The organism is Gemmatimonadaceae bacterium (genome assembly GCA_035606695.1).
Classification (GTDB): domain Bacteria; phylum Gemmatimonadota; class Gemmatimonadetes; order Gemmatimonadales; family Gemmatimonadaceae; genus JAQBQB01.
Map to the genome: position 1 here is coordinate 200,214 of DATNEW010000026.1, position 20,046 is coordinate 220,259.

A 20,046-nucleotide genomic window follows, 5' to 3' on the forward strand; every position below is an offset into this window, starting at 1 on the left:
ACCGAGGCTCGCGTCGCGTTCGCCGTTCGCCGTCCGCCAGGACAGCGATACGGTGCCAGTCTACTGCGGCCTACTGCGGCTGCAATGCGACGGTCAGCACTTGCGTCACCGGCCGATTGCACGAGCCAGAGTCAGGCACTCGTACTCCATCCTGGACGTAGTCCCGGTAGCCGGCCTTGCGTACGACGATCGTATACGTGCCCGGACGATCGCCTACCTGGAACGCCGAGACGGACATGGTCGTAACGCTGTCATAGGAAGGGCCGCGCGCGACAACGGTGACGCCCGAGGTGAGCGGTTGACCAGAATTCGCATCGGTGACTTTCACCGCCAAGGCGACCGATTGGATCGTGTCGCAATCCTCGCTCGAGAGGCCGCACGAAGCCATGGAGAAGAAGAGAACCGGGACTAACCAGCGGAATGGCATTGCCTCTCCGGTCAGTGATTCGCCTGGGCCGTCCGGCGAACGAGAAGTCTACGGTGGCGTGATTGGTATGGTCAGCGATCGACCGACCCCTGGGATCTCTTCCGGTTTCGAGGTCAACAGCTGTTTCATCCACGCGGCGCTCCTTTCCACGTACTGACTTGTCTGCCTTGCCGGCGGGACCCTTTGTATTTGTAGTTGTATGGCGCCGCGAGGACGATGGCTCGCGAAATCACCGCCGATTGGCTCTGTGCCGCGGCTCCCGATACCGCGACTCCAATCGCGAGAGCCCAGGCAAATCCTGAAATACCGCTGAGCATGTAGGTCATATATAGACCGCTCCGTTTCGGAGGCGCCGCCACCCAGCGCATACTATAAGCCTTCGCGCCCGCTGCTGTGGAGAGCTGGCCAGACGATCCATACAATGTCATCTTCGAATCATGCGCCGCTACGCCGTCGCCGCGGCGCTGAACGCGAGCGAGTCCATCTATGCGGAACGCGTCCCGGCATCATGGGGCGAGATCTTCGCGCCGATCGCATGCTCGAGGTGGAAGCCATTATCGCGGCGCGTGAGCTGACGCAGGCTGAAGCAGCGCGACTCTTTCACGTCACCCAGCCGCGCGTTTCCGATCTCGTGCGTGGGCGCATTGACCGCTTCAGCATTGATACGCTCGTCGACATGCTGGCGCGCGCCGGCGCTGGTGTTACAGTGAAGGTTCGCGGTGGCAAGCACGCAGCATAGCTGAGGCCGCACTCAGACCCGCCGTCGTGGTGAATTCGTCTCGCTGATCGACTCGGGCGCCACAATCGCGCGCGTCCGTCGCCTGGTCGCCGGTGGTGTCGATCTCGCGCGCGAGCTCTCCGCCATGATGGCCGACGTCTTCAAGGAAGCTGCGACGCGGCTGAACGACACCTACCTGATCCCACTTCTGACCCGCGACATCTTCTGGGCAATTGCGGCCCTGAGCGAAGGCGGCGAAGTCGTCGGCGGCCTCACCGCCCACACGCTCCCAATGACACGAGCCGAATCGTCAGAGCTCTTCATCGATGATCTCGCCGTCCGCGCCACCCACCAACGGCAAGGCATCGGCCGCCAACTCGTCACCGCCGCTGCGGAGCAGGGCATCGACGAAGTCTTCGTCGCCGCCGACGTCGCCGGTTTCCACGCCCTCGACTTCTACCGCGCCCTCGGCGGCGCTGCGCTGACCGCTCGGCAGAAGTGTCAACTTAGGGAATACCGGCGACGCCTGCTATTGCGAACGACGATCGTCTCAGACAGCTAGGGCCCACGAATAACAAACGGACGAGAGGTCCTCGCGTCGGTCGCTACCAAGTCATCCGAACCGGCCGCCGCTGCGGCTCCTCGGGTCGTGTAAGCCCGGACGGCAATTCGAACCACTCCCGTTGGCAACCTGGATGGGGCGCCGACGAGAGCCGTATCGACGAACTCAGCTCCGGGACCCAACTCGATTGGTGGGACAGCGTTCGCAGGACATTCAAACTCAAACGCCGTGCTCCATCGAAGCACTTGGCGCTCTTCGAGAATCCAAGCGGGCCGGTCACCGCACCGCGTGACAAAGACCGTGTCGGACGAAGAATTGCGAAACTGGTATGGCAGCCGCGCTGGCGCAGCAGAGCCGTGCGCGCTCGATAGCTGAAGCACTGACGACGTCGGTGAGGGAATCAACAACATCGTCGAATCAGTCAGCGGTCGGCTCGGAGCATTCGAGCACCCTAGCGCGATTATGATACAGGAAAGCCGCACGGTTTTCTGCATGCTCGACTCCGACAGTTACGGGGCAACCAAGTTCAATCCGTGATTCGTCGCACTGAGTTCATAAATCACGTTAAACGATGGGCTGAAATAGTAGTAGTTACTCGATGGTGAGACTGGAACAGTGCTCAGAATCCCCTCCCACATTGCCGAAGACTCCGATCCGCTGAACACCGATGCGCCACTGTCCCCATGCCACGCAACTAGTACGGTCGGATAAATGCCATTCACTCGGACTTGGCATAGGAATTCGTGGCCATTGCTCAAGAAGACGCTGACACACGTGTTACCGACTGTTCCCGTCGTCAGGCCTGTCGTTCGCCCAACCTTAAACACGGTGGTGTTGGATGCGATCCACGCCAAGGGAATGGCGCGCATCGACGTAATCTTGATGCCGGCAGGATTCGCAATCCACTTGGCCTGTGTCGTATCCGGGTCGTCCATAGAAACGGGCTGAGCGATATAGCCCTGCGAATATGACGGACCGAAAGCGTCGAACTCCGCGAACTGAGCATCTGACTGTCGACACGAGTATCCGGCGCTACACCCGCTCATGAACGGATTAAACGCGGGATCGATTGCCTTACGGGCGACAGGTGATGTCACACCGTTGAAATACCCTTGGTAAAACAGGGTGCTGTCGGGCGCACCACCGGTGATGGTTGAACAGTGCCCCGCCGTGACAAATCCAAGAACCGATCCGAAGTCTGTACCAACAGCGCCGATTGTGCATAGACCCATGTGGCCGCTGTTGCTGTCCAAGTATTCAGTTTGGAGCCCTCCCACAAGCGGTCGGTTATACCCCTGGAGCCCATCACCCGGCCCCGTCCCGGTCGCGTCGGCGTCTGCGGGTTCAGCATTGTCTGTGAGATACGGCGCGATCTCGGTGACGATCGCTGCTCGAGGGATGCCGCGAGACGCCAACACTGCATTAAGCGTGGCGATGTCCGACGCAGCGTGTATCCCGACCCGGACTCGGTTGGCGACCTCGTCGACGTCAAGGAAGGTTCCGTTGAACGCCTTTACGTCACGAGCGAGCAAGTCAAAGTAGCCCTTCAACTCACTAAAGCCGTAGTCAGCTGTCTCCCAACGCGCGCGGTGGCCGCTGAAACGGTTCGCGTGTCTCGCCGCAAACTGTTCCATCACGCCGGGGGCGGGAATCTCACCGCGCACGCGAACAACAATCTCTCCTGTGTTCCGGTCCAGGAATGATCCGGCGTATCCGATCAATTCTTCGCGGTCAATGCGGGCATCTTCATCATCGGGATTGAGTGTCGCCACACTCCCCGGCGTGGCCCCTGTGCCGAGCGCGGCCGTCGAGCTACGCGCTCTCTTCGCCGAGCCTTCGTCAAGCGAGGTTGGTTCGCCGGCGCACGCAGTCAAGTTCACGATGGCGACAAACGCTAGCGTTGCGACTATGAGTTTTCGGTTCTGGTGCTGCATGATGTTACTACTCCATCAAACGGCGTTTGCCTCGTTCGTCGCATAGCGATGCGAACGGGCGCTTTTTGGTGGGGTGCCACTTCGCAACCCTTCGCGGGGCACAGGCTGCACGCCGGCGCCGAGTCGTTAGGGGGGTTAGCTCGGTCGCGCAATGCATCTGCGTCGATCAAACTCGCGTTCGGATGTTTAGCCGGACAAGGGGAATTGATCAGAATTTACATATTAAAATGACTTTAATACTGTCGCACTGACATATCGCGCTGAGCAAGGCGAGTTCGGCTCGCTCGATGCCAACGCGTCCCCGCGACGTCATCGCTCGTGGCCGCCCGCGATGCGACGCGAATTGTCGGAGTTGTTCATCTACGACCGCGCCGTCCGCTCCGCCCACCAACGCCAGGGCATCGGCCGAGCGCTCGTCACCGCTCTGCTCGCCGCCGCTGCCGCGCAGGGCATCGACGAAGTCTTCGTCGCCGCTGACGTCACCGATCTCCACGCCCTAGACTTCTACCGCGCCCTCGGCGGCGCTCCGGCACCCGTAACGATGTTCACATTCTCGCAAGCCACCGAGAACGAACAAAACCATAGCTGACGGCCTATTTAAAGTTTACCCAATATGCTGATGATGGACTCCGACAGCACGCGGATGCCGCCCGGCATTTCCCGGTTGGGCTGCCGACCTCACCGTCGAATTCAAGTTCGACGAGCAACCGTCCATGTGCTCGCGTTGAAGGAGGCCCAATGAAGCGCGCAATCCTCATCTCGCTAGTGTCCGGCACGTTCTTGACTGCCGCGTGTGCCAGTTCAACGGCGCCTAGCCGTTTGTGGACCGCACAGATCGGTGGCGCCGTTCACGACGCTTCTGGCCGCGCGGTGGCCGGTGCCTCAGTCACGATTCAAACACTCTTGTTGGGTGATAGCCCCAAGGATGTGCGTGGGAATTGCGCCGGCGCGCTCAATGCCCCCATCTCCACAACGTCGGGGCAAGACGGGCGCTATCGCGTCACCGTGACAGGCGCGGCGCGTCCGATCGTCGCATGCCTCTTCGTTGAGGCGACGTCGGCTGCCGCGGGGACGAGCATGCACGACCTCGTCGAGCGTGACTCTGTGGTCATTGGCCCGCCGCCCGTCGACTCACTCGAAGTCAATCTCGTCGTTCGACCATGATCGAACGCCATCGCACCGTCCGGTCCGAACTCCTCGTGGTCAATCTCGAGTCGTTTTGCCGGACGGTGTGCAGCACGATGCACAGTGAGTCAAGGCCACCTCACGGCAACCGGTTCAAGGTCGCCTGCACCTGCGTCCCGCGCACCGTGAACGTCAAATAATTATGAAACCCGCCATCCTTGGGTTTCCCCGTCAACTTCGCCCCCGCCCCACCTGAGATCAGATAGTAGGGCGGACTGGTCGACGGATCCGTCCGCCCCGGCGGCGACGTCGTATCCCTGGTCTGCACGTTGTAATACAAATGCTCGTGCGACGCGAGCACATACGAGATGTTCGCGTGCTTGCCCAACAACGCCAACACCTTCGCCGCGCTCGCCGTGTCGAGCGCCATGTCCGCCTTGAGCGCGTGCAACGGGTGATGCATGAACACGAACGTGTGCAGCGACGTATTGCTGTCGAGCACTTGGCCAAGCCACGCCAACTGTTGCGCCGAGACGTAACCCGGGTCGAGCTTCACCGTCGCCGACGCCGTCGCGAACGCGGCGCGCGACACGCTCGGCGCCGGGATCTCCTCGCTGTTCAACAGGATGAAGCGCGAGTTGCCATACGTGAACGTGCCGTAGATCGGCGTGCTGTCCGCGAGCGCGAACGCCTTGCGATAATACTGCTGCATCGTCGCGTTGCCGACTTCGATGGTCGTATCGCCCAGCTTGTGCTTCACATCCATCTCGTGATTGCCCGGCGCCGCGAATACCGGCACGGTCGCCCGCTTCGCGAGCTTGAAGAATCCCTTGTACTGCGCGGCGAGCGCTGACGGATTCGTCGAGTCGAGCCCGTAAATCATGTCGCCGGTCCAGACCACGAACGCCACGTGCCGCGCGGCGGCCGAGTCGAAGATGTGCTTCGGCGTCTTGGGCTGCGAATCAGCGGCCGACGCGGGACGATTATCGCCGGCGACGATGAAGCTGAACGTGTCCGACGGCGCGGCACCGAGCGTCCCGGTGCCCGGAATGGGCGACATCGACGATAGGGGCGCCGTCGTGGTGCTGATCGCAAAGCTCAGAAACGTGACGAACGTTACGGCGGCCAACGCGACTGCAAGGGAAAGTCGGCGGGTCATGGGCCGGAGGGTGAGAGAAGATCGATATTATACGATCATCTCAGCTTGTGCGCACCGGCCGCGGCTCACTCTCTCATAAACGCCAGCGCCCCATCAACAATTCCAACCCGACTCCAGCGTACGACTTCGCCGTATTCAGACTTCCGTATCCCGTCAGCCCAATTCCCCCGCCATATCGATGTCCAAAGCGCAACGCCACATCGCCGGCGGCGAAAATTCCGACACCCCACTGAGTCGGCCCGAGCCCGCGCGGCGTGTCCGAGAAGGCCGTACACCCTCCCGCGCAGTTCTGCGCCTTGATCACACTCGGCCCGAACGAAATGGCCGAATACCCGACGCCCCGCGACGCCGTGCCTTTCCCCACGAGGAGCGAGAGCGACTTGGCGTCGAAGTCGCCGAGCCCACCCATGAATTGTGGGCGCGCACTGTAGACCGTGGAGCCTCGCTGCACGTCGAGCTCGAGTGAAGCGACCGGCGCGCCGTGGCGAATGAGTGCGCGCGTGCCCACTGCGCCCAGAGACGCGGCAAGCCACACGCCGTGGTTGGCGTTGCTGCTGTCCGCCTGCGCGCGGGCCGTCGATGCCGCCAGGAGCGGAGCACTCGCCGCCACCAATAGTTGTTTCATCAATCGCATGCTTCAAACTACCGCTGAGAACGGCGAAAGGTCCCTGCGCGGGGCTGCGTCCCTACACATGATCTATATTGCAGTTGACGGCCGACGCAGTGTTCAGGCGGCATGGATGAGCATAGTGGAATGCCAGTTTCATGAATAAGCATCGCTCGGCCCGCCTGGGCTGGACGCTCGCGACGCTGATCTTCGTCATCGGCGCGGCCTACGTCCTCGGCGGCAACGACGAGCTGCGGCAGCTCAACCGGAGCATCCGCCGCTGGATGGATCCACCGACACAAGCGCAGATGCAACGCGCCGTGGCTGCCGAGGCGCAGCAGGCGTCGATCGATTCGATCACACGGGCCGATACGGTCGGACGTCACGCCGACGCGCCGGCTTCGCCCAGATTCATCCTGGCGACGTTCAGCATCGCGTTCGCCGTCGTCGCGGCGACATTCCTGGCGTCCATTCGATGGACGATTTCCGTGCCGAGGGCTACACAAGCGGCTTCTCATCATCCTCGCGAGCGAGCCACGCGCGAGTCTCTTCGGTCCCGCTGACGTCCAGACGGTCGCGCAGGTCGACCGGGTCGAGCATCGTCCATACGAGACCGCATTCACTGCACGCGCGCACGACGCGTTGAATCGAGGTCCGGCCGGTGCGCCGTTCGGAGTACCGCAACCCGGTGGGGACGAACGCGACGGACGAATCGCCGCCGCTCAACTGGCCCGCCACGCTGCGTTCGCTGCCGCAGCTCGGGCAGTGGGCTTGAACTTCGATTGATCTCAGCACGAGCGACAAGCTATCCGGCGCGCGGGATTTGGACAGGAGCTACCGTTCGTCATGTCCTTGCTCACGCTGCAAGACGTTTCCATTGCGTTCGGCGGACCGCTGGTCCTCGACCACGCCACCCTCTCCATCGAGCGCGGGGAACGCGTCTGCCTGCTCGGCCGCAACGGTGCGGGGAAGAGCACCATCATGCGCCTGCTCGACGGCACCATGACGCCCGATGCCGGCGACGTCGTTCGTCAAACGGGAATCACGGTCACGCATCTCGAGCAGGAAGTTCCAGGCGACGTCGACGGCTCCATCTTCGACGTCGTTGCCGCTGGACTGGGCGAAGCCGGGTCGCTGCTCTCGCGCTATCACGAAGCCAGTCACCGCGTGTCGACCGACAACAGCGACCGCGCGCTGCGCGAGCTCGATCGGCTGCATCACGCGCTCGACGCCGCGAGCGCGTGGGAGATGCAGACGCGCGTCGACACGGTCCTCTCGCATCTGGGCCTCGATCCCGACGCCGGGTTCGCCAACGCGTCCGGTGGACGCAAACGACAAACGTTGCTCGCGCGCGCGCTCGTGCGACAGCCCGACGTGCTGCTGCTCGACGAACCGACGAACCACCTCGACATCGAGGCGATCGAGTGGATGGAATCGTTTCTCATCGAGCGCGGCACCACGCTGGTATTCGTCACGCACGACCGCGCGTTCCTCAGGCGGCTGGCGACGCGCATCGTCGAGCTCGATCGCGGGCGACTCGTCGATTGGGGCGGCGATTACGACGCGTACCTCCAGCGCAAGGAAGTCGCGCTCGCCGCCGAAGCGAAAGAATGGTCGGAGTTCGACAAGAAGCTGGCGCAGGAAGAAGTGTGGATTCGCACCGGCATTCAGGCGCGTCGCACGCGCAATGAAGGGCGCGTCCGCGCGCTCGAAGCATTGCGCGTCGAGCGCAGCCGGCGCCGAGAGCGCGTCGGCGCGGTCAAGCTCCAGACACAGGAGGCGGAGCGTTCGGGGCGACTGGTGGTCGAAGCGCGCGACGTCAACTTCTCCTATGGCGAACGTCGAATCGTACGCAACTTCAGCACGACGATCGTGCGCGGTGATCGCGTGGGACTCATCGGACCGAACGGTTCCGGCAAGACCACGCTACTTCGCCTGCTACTCGGCGACCTCGCACCGGACGAAGGTACGATCCGCCTTGGCACGAACCTCGAGCTCGCGTACTTCGATCAGTTGCGCGAGCAGCTCGACCCGGAGCGGAGCGTGTTCGACAGCATCGCCGACGGCGCGGACTTCATCGAGTTGCAGGGCAATCGCAAGCACGTGCTCAGCTATTTACAGGACTTTCTATTTCCGCCCGATCGCGCGCGGACGCCGGTCCGCGCGCTGTCGGGCGGCGAGCGGAATCGTCTGCTGCTCGCGCGACTGTTCACGCGCCGCTTCAACCTGCTCGTGCTCGATGAGCCGACGAACGATCTCGACATCGAGACGCTCGACCTGCTCGAGGAGCTGCTCCTCGAGTTCTCGGGGACGCTGATTCTGGTCAGTCACGATCGCGCGTTCCTCGACAACGTCGTCACGAGTACGCTGGTGCTCGAGGGCGGCGGTCGAGTCGGTGAGTATGCCGGCGGGTACACGGATTGGGTGCGCCAGCGCAAGACGGTCGAATCACCGAAGGTCACCGCGCCGAAACCGGTCGCAACGCAGGGTCCGCGCGTGCGCAAGGATCGCAAGGATCGCAAGGATCGCAAGAAGCTGAGCTTCAAGGAATCCGCGGAGCTCGCGGCGTTACCCAACCACATCGACGCGCTCGAGCGAGAGCGCGATGTGATCTATGCATCGCTTGGCGATCCCGCATTTCTGCGCGACGGCGGCGCTGTCGTCGAGGCAAAGGCGCGCCTGGCGAGCATCGAGACGGAGCTCGAGACCGCGATGGCTCGCTGGGAAGAATTGGAGCTCGCCGCGAACGAGAACTGAACATCACCCGCTATCGCGCATCGCTGACGCCGGGTCGATTTTCGCGGCGCGCAGCGCGGGAATCACGGTCGCCACCGCCGCCGCGGCACTGAGCACGATCACCGCGGTGGCCAGCGTCACCGGGTCGAGCGCCGCGACGCCGAATACCAATGTCCGGAGCTCGCGCTGCGCCGCCACGGTCAGCAAGAGTCCCACGACCGCGCCGCCCGCGAGCAGCCAGCCGACGTGCGCGGCGACTTCGCCCACTACTCGCCGCGGTGACGCGCCGAGTGCGATGCGAATGCCGATCTCGCGGCGGCGCGTGGCGACGGCGAGTGCGACGAGGCCATACAACCCGATTACCGCCAAGGCGACAGCGGCGAGACCAAAGGCCGCGATCACCGTCGTCTGAAGCCGCGTCTGATCCAGCGTGTCGTCGAGATCGTCCTGGAGCGTCATGAGACCGAACACGGCGCGCGCGGGAGCGACATCGTGCACCGCGCCCCGAATGGCCGCGAGAAGCGCCCGCGGGTTCCCGTTCGTGCGCACGACGTACTCCGGATCGGGCCAGCCGCCGGCGACTATGCAAGAATACACATACGGCACGGCGGGCGTGCGGAGATTGTCCTCTCGAACGTCGTCGACCACGCCGACGATCTCGCTTGCCGGCATCGTCGGACGGTCCGTCGTCCAGTGCATGAGCTGCCCGACGACGTTCCGCCCTCCAGCATACTCTTGCACGAATCGCCGATTCACGAGCACCTTGGGCGCGTTCGCCTGTACGACCGCGAGATTGGGACACGTAGTGCCGGCGGCCATGTGCGCGCCCAACGCCGGGAGATACCCGTCGGTGATGCTTCGCTCACCGACGGTGAGATGGTCGCGGCCATTCGCTCGATCTGACGCAGCGCCGGCGCCAAGATCGACCTGATAGCGAATCGTCGCGTTGGACGCCGGCAGAAAGTTCGCGAATCCCGCGTTCGTCACCCCGGGGATGTTGCGAAACGCATTCAGGAGCTCGAGCTGCATGCGCGCGACCGCGGCGCGATCCTCACCCCAGCCCGCGCCGACGTGAAACGTCACGCTGCGTCCGGCGTCGAAGCCGGGATCTTCGTGCGTCAGGTTGTGATAGCTGCGAAGCATGAGCGCGGTGCTGCAGAGGAGAACCGTCGCGACGGCGATCTGCCCGCCCACGAGCGCGCGCTGCGACCGGCTGTCGGAGGACGTCCCTCGCCCAATGCGCGTGACGGTGGCGGCGATACCGCGCCGAGTCGCGCGCCACGCGGGCAGCGCACCGCACACCACCGCCGCGCACATCCCACACAGCGACGCCACGATGAGCGCGCGCCAGTCGATCGCAAGCTCGGACGCGCGCGGCAGCGACGCCAGCGATGCTCTCGCCATTCTGAGCAGCACCACGTCGGTGACGCTTGCCAACACGACGGCCGCCGCGGCGATGATGAGTATTTCCTGAACGACCGCCGCGACCACCTGGAGGCGCGTTGCGCCGAGCAAGCCACGAATCGCCAATTCTGTTTCGCGCCGCTGCAGATGCGTGAGCATGAGGCCCGCGGTGTTGGCGAGCGCGATCAGCAGCAGCATTCCGACGGAACCGAGAATGAAGAGCAGCGGCTGGCGCACCTGCGCCGTGCGCGCGCCTTTGAGATCCGTCAGCTGCGCCGACCAGTCCTTGTCCGTTCTTGGAAATGCCTGGCCGAGCTCCGCTTGCACGCGCGAGAGATCTCGTTGCGCGGCGGCCAGCGTCACACCGGGCTTCATCCGGCCGATGCCGGTGAGGAAGCGTGCATCGCGTGCCGCGAGCATGCCGGGCGCGAACTGCGCCGGAATCCACAGGTCGACTCCGGCGCCTCCGACGGCGAAAGTCGCCGGCATCACGCCGACGATGGCATAGCGCTGGCCGCCGAGCATGAGATGCTGGCTCGTGACGTCAGCGCGTCGTTGAAAGCGCCGCGCCCAGAATCCGTCGCTGATGACGACGGCCGACGGGCCGCCGAACGCTTCTTCCTCCGAGGTCGGCGTTCGCCCGACGGCGGCGTGCGTCGCGTACACGCTGAAGAAGCGCGGCGCGACGCGCAGTGCCGGCAACCGCTCCGGCAAATCACCGCTCGTCTCCGTCATGTTCTCGTTATAGCTCCCGGAGATCGCGCTGAAGCTGCGGTTCAGGCGATTCCAATCCTCTAATCGCACCGGGGCGAGCAGTCCGGCGGCGTCGCTCTTGGCCGTGTTGGCCTCGAGCACCATGACCAACCGGTCGGGATTGGGATAGGGCAGCGGCCGAAGCACCGCGGTGTCGACGACGGAGAATACGCCGGTCGTGGCGGCGATACCGGCGCCGAGGATGAGAACAGCCGACAGCGTGAACCAGGGGCGACGGGCGAGACGTCGCGCGGCTTGGGTCCAGGAGCGGAGCATGGGGAGCCGGGTTTATGAGTTGGCGATCGACGCGGACCGATCCTGCATAGACACGCGCCGGTCGCGCAGGGTTGGGTAGGCGCTCCGGACCGGGGAAGCGAGCTCACCGAATCGTTGGGTGCGTTCGCGTGTAGATTCTGCGTACCCACAAACCCTCGCAGGGACATGACTCCTACCTCCAAGACCCCCAAGGCTTTGGCGGCCGTCGCCCTTTTGGCGCTTCCCGCCATCGCCTCCGCCCAGAAGCAGCAGGGAACCACCCGCGCTCTCGGCATCGACACCGCGAACTTCGACCGCTCCGTTCGCCCGCAAGACGATTTCTTCCGCTTCGTGAACGGCACCTGGCTCGCCAAGACGGCCATTCCGGCCGATGCATCGTCCTGGGGCGCGTTCAACGAGCTGACCGAGAAGAGCCGCAACGCGCTCCACGGCATTCTCGAGGACGCCGCGAAGGCCAATGCGCCCGCGGGCAGCCCCAAGCGCAAGGTCGGCGATCTGTATGCCAGCTACCTCGACTCGGCGCGCGTCGAACGGCTCGGCCTCACGCCGCTCAAGCCGGAGCTCGCGAAGATCACGGCGCTCACGTCGAACGCGCAGCTTCCCGCGACGTTCGCGCACTTCGCCAAGCTGGGCATCGCGAATCCGTTCGGCGTTGGCGTGCGGCAGGATCCCAAGATCTCGACGGTCAACATCGTCGCGATCTCCCAGTCCGGGCTCGGGCTTCCCGACCGCGACTACTATCTGCGCAAGGATGCGGCGATCAGCGCGACGCGCAACGCGTACGTCGCGTACATCACGCGGCTGCTGACGCTGGCGAACCAGCCCGATCCTTCCGGCGCCGCGCAGCGCATCGTGGCGCTCGAGACGCAGATCGCGACGCCGCAGTGGGAGCGCGCGAAGAGCCGCGATCGCAACCTCACGTACAACAAGATGTCGGTGGCGGATCTCGCCGCCGCCACGCCTTCATATGACTGGCATGCGTACTTGAACGCCGCCGATCTCGGGGCCGCAAAGGACGTCATCGTCGCGCAGCCGGACTACGTGAAGGCGATGAATTCCATTATCTCGAGCACGCCGGTCTCGACGTGGCGCGAGTATCTCACGTTCAAGCTGCTCGACGAGTACGCGAACGACCTGCCGGCCGCGTTCGTGAACGCCCGCTTCGCGTTCCGCGATTCGACGCTCAGCGGCGCGCAGCAGATCTCTCCGCGCTGGAAGCGCGGCGTCGCGACGGTCGAAGGCGCGCTCGGCGAAGCGGCCGGTGAGCTCTACGTCCAGAAGTACTTCCCGCCCGAGGCGAAGGCGCGGATGGATGCGCTCGTGAAGAACATCCTGGCGGCGTACAAGGTCGGCATCGATTCGGTGCCGTGGATGAGCCCCGAGACCAAGAAGGCCGCGCAGGACAAGCTGGCGCACTTCACGGTCAAGATCGGCTATCCGAACAAGTTTAAAGATTACTCAAAGCTCGCCATCACGCGCGACGACCTCCTCGGCAACGAGGTGCGGAACGCCGAATTCCGGTATGAAGACATGGCGAGCCAGCTGGGCAAGCCGGTCGATCGGACGCGCTGGGGCATGACGCCGCAGACGGTCAACGCGTATTACAACGCCTCGAACAACGAGATCGTCTTCCCGGCCGCCATTCTGCAGCCGCCGTTCTTCGACATGAACGCCGACGATGCGGTGAACTATGGCGCGATCGGCGCGGTGATCGGGCACGAGATCGGTCACGGCTTCGACGACCAGGGCTCGAAGTCCGACGGTCTGGGCAACCTGCGCGACTGGTGGTCGCCGTCGGACGCGGCCGCGTTCAAGGAGCGCACGCAGAAGCTCGGCGCCGAGTATGCGGCGATCAATCCGATTGATGATTTGCACATCAACCCCGGTTTGACGATGGGCGAGAACATCGGCGATAACAGCGGGTTGATGCAGGCGTATCGCGCGTATCGGATCTCGCTGCACGGCAAGGAAGCGCCGGTGATCGGCGGCCTCACGGGCGACCAGCGGTTCTTCATCGGGTTCGCGCAGATCTGGCGCACGAAGTTCCGCGACGCGGCGCTGCGCAACCAGCTGCTCACCAATCCGCATTCGCCGGGCATGGCGCGCGCGTTCGTGCCGCTCACGAACAACGATGCGTTCATGAAAGCATTCAACGTGAAGCCGGGCGACAAGATGTATCGCGCGCCGGCGGACCGCGTGAAGATCTGGTGAGCTGGGCGGTGGTATGACCACGGTATTACTCCGGTATACCCGTGCTATGAAGCGAGCATTCTGGAGTGTGCTGATCGCACTGCTCACTGGCGTGACGGCCAGAGCGCAGGTCTGCACCGGCGCGGCATCATTCGGCGCCGGTGCACTGCGGGCCGGCGCGGGGATCGATCGCGCCGACGCACGCAATACGAAGACTCTATCCTTTGCGGCGGGCGCCGGCCCCTCTGCATTCCTCGAGGGCGCGTTTTCCTGGCGGGACGTCGACGACCTCTCGGCGCCGAGCACGCGCACCGTTGCTGGAAGCGGGGGATATGAGCTCGGCGTGGGCGCGACAGGCGCACTGCGAGTTTGCCCGATGGCGCGCCTTGCCTACACGTTCACGTCGCAGGACGTGGTCACCCCCGGGTTCGGCAACGCGTCCGCCAACGCCAGCCAGACCATGCTCATGATCGGCGCCGGCATCGGCCAGGCGATTCATTCGGGCGGCGAGTCTGGCTTCGCGCTCGTGCCTTCGATTGCCGTATGGGTGGTAACCGCGCCACGCCAAACGGGCGATGCCGCTTCAGACATCACCTATGGCCGGCTCGACCTCGCACTCGGCGTGGTCTTCGCCGGCCGCGTCACGATCGCCCCGCATGCGGCCTACAACGGCGCACGATCGGACCTGACCCGCTATTCGCGCTACGCCGCCGGCGTTCGTGTGGGTGTCAACTTCGGCGATACGCCGTGACCGCAAAGATTAGCGCTTTCTCATAAACATCCATCACCAAAAATTTGAGTGGCTTGTCGGCACGAATGCGCTATACTCTGCGCGTCGCGCCGCCGCCGGTGCGTCCCCACCTCCCGCAGTACCCTTGGCGCATCGACGCGAGGACCTCTCTGATGCCATTCGTCTGGCGGATCAGCATCAACAAAACACCCGGCGGTATCGGCTATACCTACGACCCGAACCCGCTGAACAACGTCGCGACGGGCGACCAGATCATCTGGACGAACAACGACGACAAGCCGCACTGGCCGGGCGTCAAGGACAATCCCACGTATTTCATGCAGACGCAGATCGCGCCGAACTCGCCCTCGTCGACGTTCGTTCCTGGCGTCAACGGCACCGTGGTCTACGTGGATTCACTCGACCCGAACGGGCCGGCGGGAACGATCAACGTCGTGTGAGCCCCGTGCTCGCCATCACCAACATCCAGCACAATCCCGGAGGGCGTATGACGGTGCGCGATCCAAGGCGCGGCGGCTTCGGCCGCGCCGCGCTTCTCACGTCGTTGATGTCGTTCATGTCGTTCATGCTGTTCGTGGTATTCACGGCGGTGCCGAGCGGAGTCGTTCACGCCCAGAATCCGCAACCAGTGGCGTGTCCGGCGGAGCAGCTCCCGCTGATCACCATCCCCGAGATCAAGAGTGTCGACAAGCATCTGCGCGCCACGCTCAAGCTCGTGGACGGCGTGCGCACGATGTGGGGATCGACCGGCGACAACCGCTGCGCGACGCAGAATCTGCGCTACTTCATGGGATACGATCCCGCGCACCGGACGCCGTGGCCGACGGGCCCCGAGCCCATTCCCGGTCCCACGTTCCGCGCCCAGGTCGGCGATCTCGTCGAGATCACGTTCTTCAACCAGATCAACGTCAACAACTTCGCGGGCTCGCTCGACCACGCGGACATGGGCGACATGTCGGCGTGCGATCAGTACAGCACCAGCACGTCGCGCTCGCAGAGTCGCATGATCTACGGCGGTTCCTCGGGCCCCGACTCGATGCCGAACTGCCTGCACGGCTCGAGCACCACGAACATCCATTTCCACGGCACGCACACCACGCCGTCGACCACGGGCGACAACGTTCTTCTGTTCATTCGTCCGTCGCTGCGCAGCAAGAGCGGGGTGTTTTCCCCAAGTGAGACACAGGTCGACGCGATGCTGGCCGGGTTCTATTCGACATGCGAAGCCAAGGGGCCGCCGACCAACTGGGCACAAATGCCGGTCGCCTGGCGGACACTTCAGAAGAATCTCATTCAAACTTACGATAAGACCGCGCCCTACCAGGGAAAGAACGGTGCATTGCCGGCGAGTATGCGGCTGTGGCCCGTCGACTCCATGGAAATCGCGCGCGGCTTGTGGCCGCAATATCAGCTCGGCGCCAACCCGTATTGCTTCCCGCTGCCGAACTACAATCCGGCGACCATGCGCATGGGCCAGGCGCCCGGAACGCACTGGTATCATGCGCACAAACACGGATCGACGGCGCTGAACGTGGCGAATGGCATGACGGGCGCGTTCATCATCGAAGGGCAGTACGACGTGGATTTGCATCGCTACTATCCCAACCTCGTCGAGCGCGTATTGATGCTCCAGCAGCTGTCGACGGCGCCGTTCCCGCTCACGACGCCGAGCACGCGCGGGCCCGGCGCGGCACGCCCGCAGATCTCGGTCAACGGTCGGCTCGATCCCGTCGTCACCATGCGGCCCGGTGAAGTGCAGCTATGGCGCACGATCAACGGCGCCTTCCGCGATGCGGTCGAGTTCATGTACACGCAGGGTCCGCCGGCGCAGAACAGACGACTGTGCGACAGCGTGAACGCGCCCGCGACGAATCCGGTGCAGTGGCGTCAGATCGCGCAGGACGGCGTGCAGTTCAGCCTCGCGAACTATCAGCAGGTTGGGACAGCCAACGCGAAGGTGAATCTCGCGCCGGCGAACCGCGCCGATTTCCTCGTCAGCGCGCCGAGCCAGCCCGGGACGTACACGGTGTGCATCGTGCGCAACAGCGCGCTATTCGTGCAGCCCGGCGCACCGGCGCCGCCGGATCGGCCGAGCGTGCTCCTGACCGTGAACGTGACCGGCAACGCGATCGTGCCGGCGCAGACGTTCATTCCGGACGCGCAGTTCCCGACGTTCCCGCCCTTCCTGACGGACATCACGCCGGGCGAGATCAAGAACCATCGCGAGCTCGTATTCGGCCCGGGCAACAGCACCATCAACGGAAAGATGTTCCAGGACACGACCGTCGATCAGGCCATGCTCCTGAACACGGCGGAAGAATGGGTCGTGAAGAACCAGGCGAACGACAAGTCGCACCCGTTCCACATCCACATCAATCCGTTCCAGATCATCGAGATGTTCGAGCCGAACGCGCCGGAAGCGCTGAATCCGTCGAGTCCGTGCTATGTGAATCCCGCGGATACGACGACGTTCAAGCCGTGCGCAACACGCCAGCCGAAGGCGCCGTGGGTGTGGTGGGACACGTTCGCGATTCCAACGGGGCGGCAGGTCACACTGAGCTGCACCAAGCTCGAGGACTGTCCGGCACAGCTGCGGCCGTTCACTGAATGCACCACACAGAACGGCACGACGACCTGTGTCGAATTCATTCCCGGCTGGTTCAAGATGCGCTCGCGCTTCGTCGACTTCACCGGCATGTACGTGTTGCACTGCCACATTCTCATTCACGAAGATCGAGGAATGATGCAGCTCATCGAAGTCGTTCCGAGCACGACACCGTACCGGCATCGATGATGTTTCTCCGTCGCATTCTGCTTCCGGTCGCCGTCGTCATCGCGACCGGAGCACAGGCGCAGTCGCCCAAACCTGCGCAGTCTCGTGACACGACGTACCGCTTGCCGGTCGTCGTGACTGAGGGCGTGCGGCCCATCGCCACGAGCGACGGCGGCAGCGCGCTCGACATTCGTCTCGACTCGCTGCCGTTGCCCGCGGCGTCGAATCTTGATCGCGCCCTTCGCGACGTGCCGTTCATGCAGATACGCACGAACCCGCGCGGCGAAGCGTACTTCGCGCTGCGCGGTTCGAGCTTCAGTGCGCGCGAGGTCGCGGTGCTCGTCGACGGCGTACCGGTGAGTCTCAACTTCGATCACCGCGCGGATCTGTCGCTGCTGCCGGTGGCGGGAATTCAAACGCTCACGGTCGTGCGCGGACTCCCCTCGCTGCTCTATGGGCCCAACGTCCTTGGCGGCGTCATCAACCTTGGGCTCGCGCGCGTCCCGCTCGACGCCGCGGCGAAGCCGTCCGCGCGGTTCGAGTCGGGAATCGATCAGACGGGCGCGTACGGTGTGGCGTCGTCAGTGAGCGTGCCGCAGCGAGTCGGCGCGGGCGAGCTGCTCGTCCGCGCGGGCGGCGGGTACAATCGCAGTCTTGGATTTCCGTTGCCGCCGAGCGTGCACGAGCCTGCACCGTTCGGCGATGGTGACTTGCGCCTCAACTCATATCACGAGCAGGGCGACGGCTTCGCCGCGCTCCGGTACGAGTCCGACGGAGGGCGGTGGATGTCGCTGTCGTCGTCGGGCTACTCGATGCGCCGCGGCGTACCGGCCGAGTTGAATTCGAAAACGCCGATGCTCGCGGCATATCCCGCCGAGCGACGCGCGTTCTCCGTGCTGTCGCTCGGCACAGGCGATGTGAGCTCTCTCCTCGGCGGCCAGGCCGCGCTGCAGGCGAACGTGGGCTACGACGGCGGACGCACGGAGCTGCTCGGCTTCACGACACGCACCTACGACGTGGTGAAAACGCGCGAGGCCGACGACGATCACAATGTCACCGCACGCGTCGTCGCCGATCAGACCGTCGCCAGCAACGGCGACCTTCACGCGGCGATCACCTACGGCAGCGTGCGCCGGCACGAGGCGCTCGCGCCGGGCGCAACGTCGGACTACGGCCAGCGGCTCTGGAGTGGTGCGACGGATTTCGGCTGGCTCCTGCCCGACGCCCTTGGACTCTCGGCGCTGCGCGCGAGCGCGGGTGCCGCGATCGATGCCGCCGACACGCCGGACACCGCTGGAAAGCCGGCCGTTGGAGAGATGCGCACGTGGGGCGGTCGTCTCGGGCTCGCGGGCCGCGCGGGCGATCGCATGCTGCTGCACGTCGGTGTCAATCGCCGCGTGCGCTTTCCGTCGCTCAGAGAGTTGTACTCGTTGGGCGGACAGGTACAGCCGAATCCGAACCTGCGTCCCGAAATGATGGTCGCCGGCGAAGCGGGAACGACCGTGTCGTTCGCTCACGCGCAACTTCAGGCCGTGGCGTTTCACAATTTGATAAAGGACGAAATCGTCCAGAGTACCACGCCGCAGAAGAAGGTGCAGCGCATCAACCGCGATCGCACGACGGCGACGGGACTCGAGCTGCTCGGTGCGCTGCCTATCGGTCGCGCGAGCTTTACCGCGGACTTGACGGCGCAGAATGTCGGCGGCCGCAATCCCACGACGGCAACAGACTTTCGCGCCGAGTACCAGCCCAAGTTCGCGGGCGGCGCGAGCGTGACGGCGCCGATTGCGTTCGGGACGGCGCTCATCGCATCGACGCGCATGGTCGGCGCGCAGTATTGCGTCGACGCCGCCAGCGCCGCGGGCTACGACCACCTGTCCGCAACGGCGCGCACGAGCGTCGAGCTATCGCGCCGTTGGAGACTTGCGTCTCGAGGCAGCGGATGGTTCTCGGGATTCGAAACCGCGGTGGCCGCGGACAACGTCGGCGCGGAGGCCGTCTACGACCAGTGCGGTCTGCCCCAGCCCGGGCGCATCGTTCGATTCGAGATGAAGTTCCGATAGCGCGCCTTCAAACGCGATCAGTCGCGCCCTTCCAACCATCCACGCTTGAGCTTTTCGGCCGGCACGCTCGACAAATATGGCTTGATGTCCGCGATCGGCGTTCCGTCGAGCATGTCGACGCCGCGCACACGGAGCTTCGTCCCCTCGCGCCCGAGTAATTCGACCACCGTCAGCCCGATGGGATTGGGTCGCCGCGGCGATCGCGTGGCGAAGACGCCGTGCGGCTTGTCGTCGGACGGCGGGTAGGCGGTGAGGTCATAATCTCCGGCGCGATGAAAGATCCACAGCACGAAGAGGTGTGAAAACCCTTCGATGTCGGCGAGACCGGGCTCGAGGTCCGCGCGAAGCTCGAGGACACCTTCCTCATCGTGTCTGGCTCCCGGGCCCTTCGGAATCTGCTTCGTCTCTGTGAATGGACTGTGGACGACGCCAATCGGGGTGATGGTGAATGTCTGCATGGATTCAGTTTCGCTCGGGGACTGGTGCTGAACAACGGCTCGCAAAACGACAAGATCTGACCAGGTCCGACAAGATCGGTTTACGGACGTGGTGAGATCTTGTCAGATCT

The 20,046-nt window shown here is 64.2% G+C and carries 16 protein-coding genes; 9 read left to right on the forward strand and 7 right to left on the reverse strand.

Going from position 1 to position 20,046, the window contains the following annotated elements; all coding sequences use genetic code 11:
- Positions 1 to 70: 70 nt before the first annotated feature.
- Together VN706_11975 and VN706_11980 are read right to left on the reverse strand one after the other, a co-directional pair.
- The gene (locus VN706_11975) at positions 71 to 388 is read right to left on the reverse strand and encodes a carboxypeptidase-like regulatory domain-containing protein (GenBank protein HXT16343.1); all 318 of its coding nucleotides are present in this window, start codon (positions 386 to 388) and stop codon (positions 71 to 73) included.
- Positions 389 to 911: 523 nt separating this feature from the next.
- Complete coding sequence (locus VN706_11980) at positions 912 to 1,157, reverse strand: hypothetical protein (GenBank protein HXT16344.1); 246 nt, start codon at positions 1,155 to 1,157, stop codon at positions 912 to 914.
- Positions 1,158 to 1,290: 133 nt separating this feature from the next.
- On the opposite strand from VN706_11980, the gene VN706_11985 reads away from it, so the two are divergent.
- The gene (locus VN706_11985) at positions 1,291 to 1,707 is read left to right on the forward strand and encodes a GNAT family N-acetyltransferase (GenBank protein HXT16345.1); all 417 of its coding nucleotides are present in this window, start codon (positions 1,291 to 1,293) and stop codon (positions 1,705 to 1,707) included.
- Positions 1,708 to 2,216: 509 nt separating this feature from the next.
- Here VN706_11985 and VN706_11990 read toward each other — a convergent pair.
- Positions 2,217 to 3,641, reverse strand: coding sequence for a hypothetical protein (locus tag VN706_11990; protein ID HXT16346.1), 1,425 nt, complete (start codon positions 3,639 to 3,641; stop codon positions 2,217 to 2,219).
- A gap of 331 nt (positions 3,642 to 3,972) precedes the next feature.
- On the opposite strand from VN706_11990, the gene VN706_11995 reads away from it, so the two are divergent.
- Positions 3,973 to 4,230: a GNAT family N-acetyltransferase gene (locus tag VN706_11995; GenBank protein ID HXT16347.1), complete on the forward strand. Its 258-nt coding sequence runs from the start codon at positions 3,973 to 3,975 to the stop codon at positions 4,228 to 4,230.
- A gap of 675 nt (positions 4,231 to 4,905) precedes the next feature.
- Here VN706_11995 and VN706_12000 read toward each other — a convergent pair.
- Entirely contained in the window at positions 4,906 to 5,925 is a 1,020-nt protein-coding gene (locus tag VN706_12000; GenBank protein ID HXT16348.1) for a metallophosphoesterase, read from the reverse strand.
- Between the two features lie 73 nt (positions 5,926 to 5,998).
- Positions 5,999 to 6,550 carry a hypothetical protein gene (locus VN706_12005; protein ID HXT16349.1) on the reverse strand — a complete coding sequence of 184 codons (552 nt, stop codon included), beginning with the start codon at positions 6,548 to 6,550 and terminating at the stop codon, positions 5,999 to 6,001.
- Between the two features lie 140 nt (positions 6,551 to 6,690).
- Between VN706_12005 and VN706_12010 the strand changes: the two genes are divergently transcribed.
- Entirely contained in the window at positions 6,691 to 7,095 is a 405-nt protein-coding gene (locus tag VN706_12010) for a hypothetical protein (protein ID HXT16350.1), read from the forward strand.
- Between the two features lie 283 nt (positions 7,096 to 7,378).
- Entirely contained in the window at positions 7,379 to 9,289 is a 1,911-nt protein-coding gene (locus VN706_12015; GenBank protein ID HXT16351.1) for an ATP-binding cassette domain-containing protein, read from the forward strand.
- Positions 9,290 to 9,292: 3 nt separating this feature from the next.
- On the opposite strand, the gene VN706_12020 is transcribed toward VN706_12015, so the two are convergent.
- Complete coding sequence (locus VN706_12020; GenBank protein HXT16352.1) at positions 9,293 to 11,701, reverse strand: ADOP family duplicated permease; 2,409 nt, start codon at positions 11,699 to 11,701, stop codon at positions 9,293 to 9,295.
- A gap of 165 nt (positions 11,702 to 11,866) precedes the next feature.
- On the opposite strand from VN706_12020, the gene VN706_12025 reads away from it, so the two are divergent.
- The 5 genes from VN706_12025 (at position 11,867) to VN706_12045 (ending at position 19,478) form a co-directional block, all read left to right on the forward strand.
- Entirely contained in the window at positions 11,867 to 13,912 is a 2,046-nt protein-coding gene (locus VN706_12025; protein HXT16353.1) for a M13 family metallopeptidase, read from the forward strand.
- A 46-nt stretch (positions 13,913 to 13,958) separates the two neighbouring features.
- Entirely contained in the window at positions 13,959 to 14,642 is a 684-nt protein-coding gene (locus VN706_12030) for a hypothetical protein (GenBank protein HXT16354.1), read from the forward strand.
- A 152-nt stretch (positions 14,643 to 14,794) separates the two neighbouring features.
- Complete coding sequence (locus tag VN706_12035) at positions 14,795 to 15,082, forward strand: hypothetical protein (protein HXT16355.1); 288 nt, start codon at positions 14,795 to 14,797, stop codon at positions 15,080 to 15,082.
- A complete protein-coding gene (locus VN706_12040; protein ID HXT16356.1) occupies positions 15,079 to 17,436 on the forward strand; it encodes a multicopper oxidase domain-containing protein in 2,358 nt (785 codons plus the stop codon). Before VN706_12035 ends, VN706_12040 begins: the two co-directional genes overlap by 4 nt.
- Positions 17,433 to 19,478, forward strand: a complete 2,046-nt coding sequence (locus VN706_12045) for a TonB-dependent receptor (GenBank protein ID HXT16357.1) — start codon at positions 17,433 to 17,435, stop codon at positions 19,476 to 19,478. The genes VN706_12040 and VN706_12045 overlap by 4 nt, the downstream gene beginning before the upstream one ends.
- Before the next feature lie 17 nt (positions 19,479 to 19,495).
- Here VN706_12045 and tsaA read toward each other — a convergent pair whose 3' ends face one another.
- Positions 19,496 to 19,936 (reverse strand): tRNA (N6-threonylcarbamoyladenosine(37)-N6)-methyltransferase TrmO, encoded by a 441-nt coding sequence (gene tsaA, locus VN706_12050; GenBank protein HXT16358.1) that lies wholly within the window; start codon positions 19,934 to 19,936, stop codon positions 19,496 to 19,498.
- Between the last annotated feature and the right edge of the window lie 110 nt (positions 19,937 to 20,046).